The sequence below is a fragment of the Labilibaculum sp. K2S genome (genome assembly GCF_030372765.1).
GTDB lineage: Bacteria > Bacteroidota > Bacteroidia > Bacteroidales > Marinifilaceae > Labilibaculum.
Genome location: NZ_JAUCMW010000049.1, coordinates 1 through 3,448 on the forward strand (window position 1 = coordinate 1; position 3,448 = coordinate 3,448).

Sequence of the window (3,448 nt, forward strand, 5' to 3'; positions counted from 1 at the left end):
ATGCTCCTGCTAAACAGGTGCAGCCCCGCGGCGCTAAGCCGTAAAGCTAAAGATGCAATCGAATGCTGAATGTGTTTCATAACGCTATTGTTGGTGTTAAAAAATATTTAGTTTCAAATGGTACTCATTTTAAAGTCAAACAGCCAGTAAGTAACGGGTTACGGGTTGCGGGTTCTCCGCGAACCAACACAACACCAGGCAAGCCGGGTAATTCAAATTTAATAATAACAAAGAACGAATGTCAGATTCCGAAATAAATTCGGAATGACGAAAGCCGCGGGTATACCGCTGTACTGATCCGATGAACCCTAGTCATCGGATCAGATGGCCTTGCCGGTATCCTTTGCCGTCACATTTATGTGACGGATCCGGGCAGCGCTGCTGCACGCCGGGCTTTAGCCCCGATCGTTAAACTCCTGAATGCCAGATCCCGAAATAAATTCGGAATGACGCGATTCGCGGATATACCGCTGTACTGATCCGATGAACCCTAGTCATCGGATCAGAGATGGCCTTGCCGGTATCCTTTGCCGTCACATTTATGTGACGGATCGATGAGCGCTGCTGCACACCGGGCTTTAGCCCCCGATCGTTAAACACCTGAATGTCAGATTCCGAAATAAATTCGGAATGACGCGATTCGCGGGTATACCGCTATAGTCAGGGTTTGACTACAAGTGAAGCCCTGACTTGCGCTCCTTCATCCTTTGCCTTTACAATATTTTAAAGAACGTTTTGTTTATATCAAATTTTAGCGAGTTATTTAATCCCGAACTCACCCCGTCACATCTTCGATGCTCTGCCCCTCTCTACTCGTAGAGAGGGGAAAGCCCGATTTATTGGGCTTGGGGTGAGTCGAAAGAACTATACCATCATGCCGTTTGCTAAAGCAGGACGGGCAATGGATGATGGTCTCCCTTAATCGGCATGATATCCTTTGCCGTCACATTTATGTGACGGATCGATGTGCGCTGCTACTCTCCGGGCTTTAGCCCCCGGTCGTTAAACTCCTGATTGTCAGATTCCGAAATAAATTCGGAATGACGAAAGCAGCGGGTATGCCAGTCAGTTCGGAGGCAATTAGTCAGGGTTTGACTCCAAGTCAAGCCCTGACTTTGCCGCTCCATCGGTTGGCTTTTCAATATTTTAAAGAACGTTTTGTTTATATCAAATTTTAGCGAGTTATTTAATCCCGAACTCACCCCGTCACATCTTCGATGCTCAGCCCCTCTCTACTCGTAGAGAGGGGAAAGCCCGATTTATTGGGCTTGGGGAGAGTCGAAAGATCTATACCATTATGCCGTTGTCTAAAGCAGCACGAGCTAACCGCTGTACTGATTCACCGGATTGCGGCGCGAACTAATGTATTGTTTCAATCTAAACCGAACGCGCGCCGCGGCGTCTGGTGTTTCGTTCCCCGGGGCGTTGCCCCGGGCTATGTTATCAAGGCCTTACAGGCCGGTAACATGGTGTTTGCCACGGCACCCGTTTGTCGAATCCCTTTGGGCGGTTTTATACCCCCAAAGGGTTAAACAACTCGGTTTTACTGATCCGATGAACTCCAGTCATCGGATCAGATGGTCTTGCCGGCGATTCAGAAACCGCCGCACCCGTTCGATGCACCTAACCAACGCAAGCCGGGTAATTCATCATTCAACATTCAAAATTCATCATTCATCATTCCACCAGGGGTTGCATCGGCTGTGCACGCCGTGGGGCGTGGGTTGCAGCCGTTTTTTTGTTCGCTTTTTATTCATTTTTACCAGTTTTTAAAAATTGCATTTTACCAAAAATAAGCTAAACACACTGTAACTCATGCCCTTAGGGCTATTTTTTATTTTACGCCCTGTTTGGGCCCGGTATAGGGTAGCACGCGGCTACCCCTAGGGTAGAAGGCGTGTTTGCCCAATACCGTTGTAAACGAGTCATCATTCACTTTATCCGGCTAGCACGCGAGGAGTAGGAAAGACCCAAAAGGCAGATCATTGATGCACGCATCGCACATGGTTTCCAGTGTTCCTACTGTAGTCACTGATGTATGGAGTGGTATTGGACGCGCTCGCACGGTAAGTCTCCGAGGTCGCCCCGCCAGCCCGACCAGTAGATGTCCAATACATTACGTAACTGTAGGCACCAGACAAGCTACCGGTATCTGAGTCTCTGAGACCGGCAACGTCAAAGGTCAGATTCATAGCACCGGCGCTAGTGCCAACATGGACAGCCGTTCCGAAGTTCCCAGAGATGACATTCCAGGTCCCGGTCCAAGATACGTAGTTATTGTCCCGCACACCTTGCATCACGGTCTTCGTAGGCACCCTGTAGCCTTCAGGACAAGGATCGTTGCTCGTCTTAGTCTCATCTGACCAAGCACCGTCGGGAGCCCGGCTAGTATCCCAACCACTGATCGCTCCGGCGGATGTGTAGGCATTTGCTACGACTACACTTCGACCCCATTGGTAATAGTTACCAGCGATGCCCTGACTTGGAACATTAGGATCTAAGCTATTGTCTGCACCCAAGTTGTAGCACATAAATTCTCTAAATTCAGTTGGAGATATCATAGCACCGCAACAAGCACAGTCTTTAACCGATGTGGTTAAAGTCAATTGTTTATCGGTACCCGTGTTATTCGCATTATCGTTATACAATACGTAAATTTTAGCCGCTAGGGCATTAAGGCGTGTTAAGCCGGCAGCCAGGGTATTTAAAGTATTGTCGTACGTAACAGTTGCCGTTACCGCAGCGCTAATGTTATTGCCGGTGTTATTGCCACTAATGGCCGTAACGGGAGCGCCATTGGTATTGGCGTAATAAAAGCGCACGTTGCTCACCGTGCCGCTCGGTGTAAAGGTATAGCTTTGCGTGTTGGTGGCAGCGAGGGTAAAGTCCGATTTATTCGCCGTTCGGGAGCTAACAGAACCACATCCGTCTACATTGTCGTTACCCAGGGCAATGTCGAAACAGGTTTTGCCGCCAAAGGTACCTACACCCGTTGCAGGCATAATAAGGCCTACATATTTGGTTGCGGTGCTACCGGTTAAGGTGCCTGTAAGTGCTTTAGGTGTTATTTTTACACCTACGAAATTTAGCAGGTCGGCATCGGAGGTGGTATAAGTGCTTGCGGTTTGGCCGGTAATAGCCACTTCGTTGGTACCTGCAGTATCGTCGGCCCGGTACCACTGGTAGCTGGGAGGCGTGTTTTCGGCATCGCTCTCGGCATCGTAATAAGTGTAGCTGGCTGTAAGAAGCACGCCGCTGGCGAGCGCACCACTAATTGCAACGTTTTGTGCTTCGGGTGGCGCGTTGCAGCTTAACGCTTGCCAGGCGGCGCCGTCGTAAAACTGCAGGGTTTTGCCGGCGCTGTTTATGTACATGGCCCCGGCGCTTAAGCCTGCGGGGGCTGGGGCGATGGCCAGCACGGGCAGTTGCACCACTTCTTTTAAGGAGG

Annotated in this window: 1 protein-coding gene; it reads right to left on the reverse strand. The window is 49.8% G+C overall.

The window, feature by feature from the left end:
* Nucleotides 1-1,982: 1,982 nt before the first annotated feature.
* Nucleotides 1,983-3,448 (reverse strand): hypothetical protein (locus tag QUH73_RS20535; RefSeq protein WP_289532318.1); only part of this gene is annotated, 1,466 nt, incomplete at its 5' end.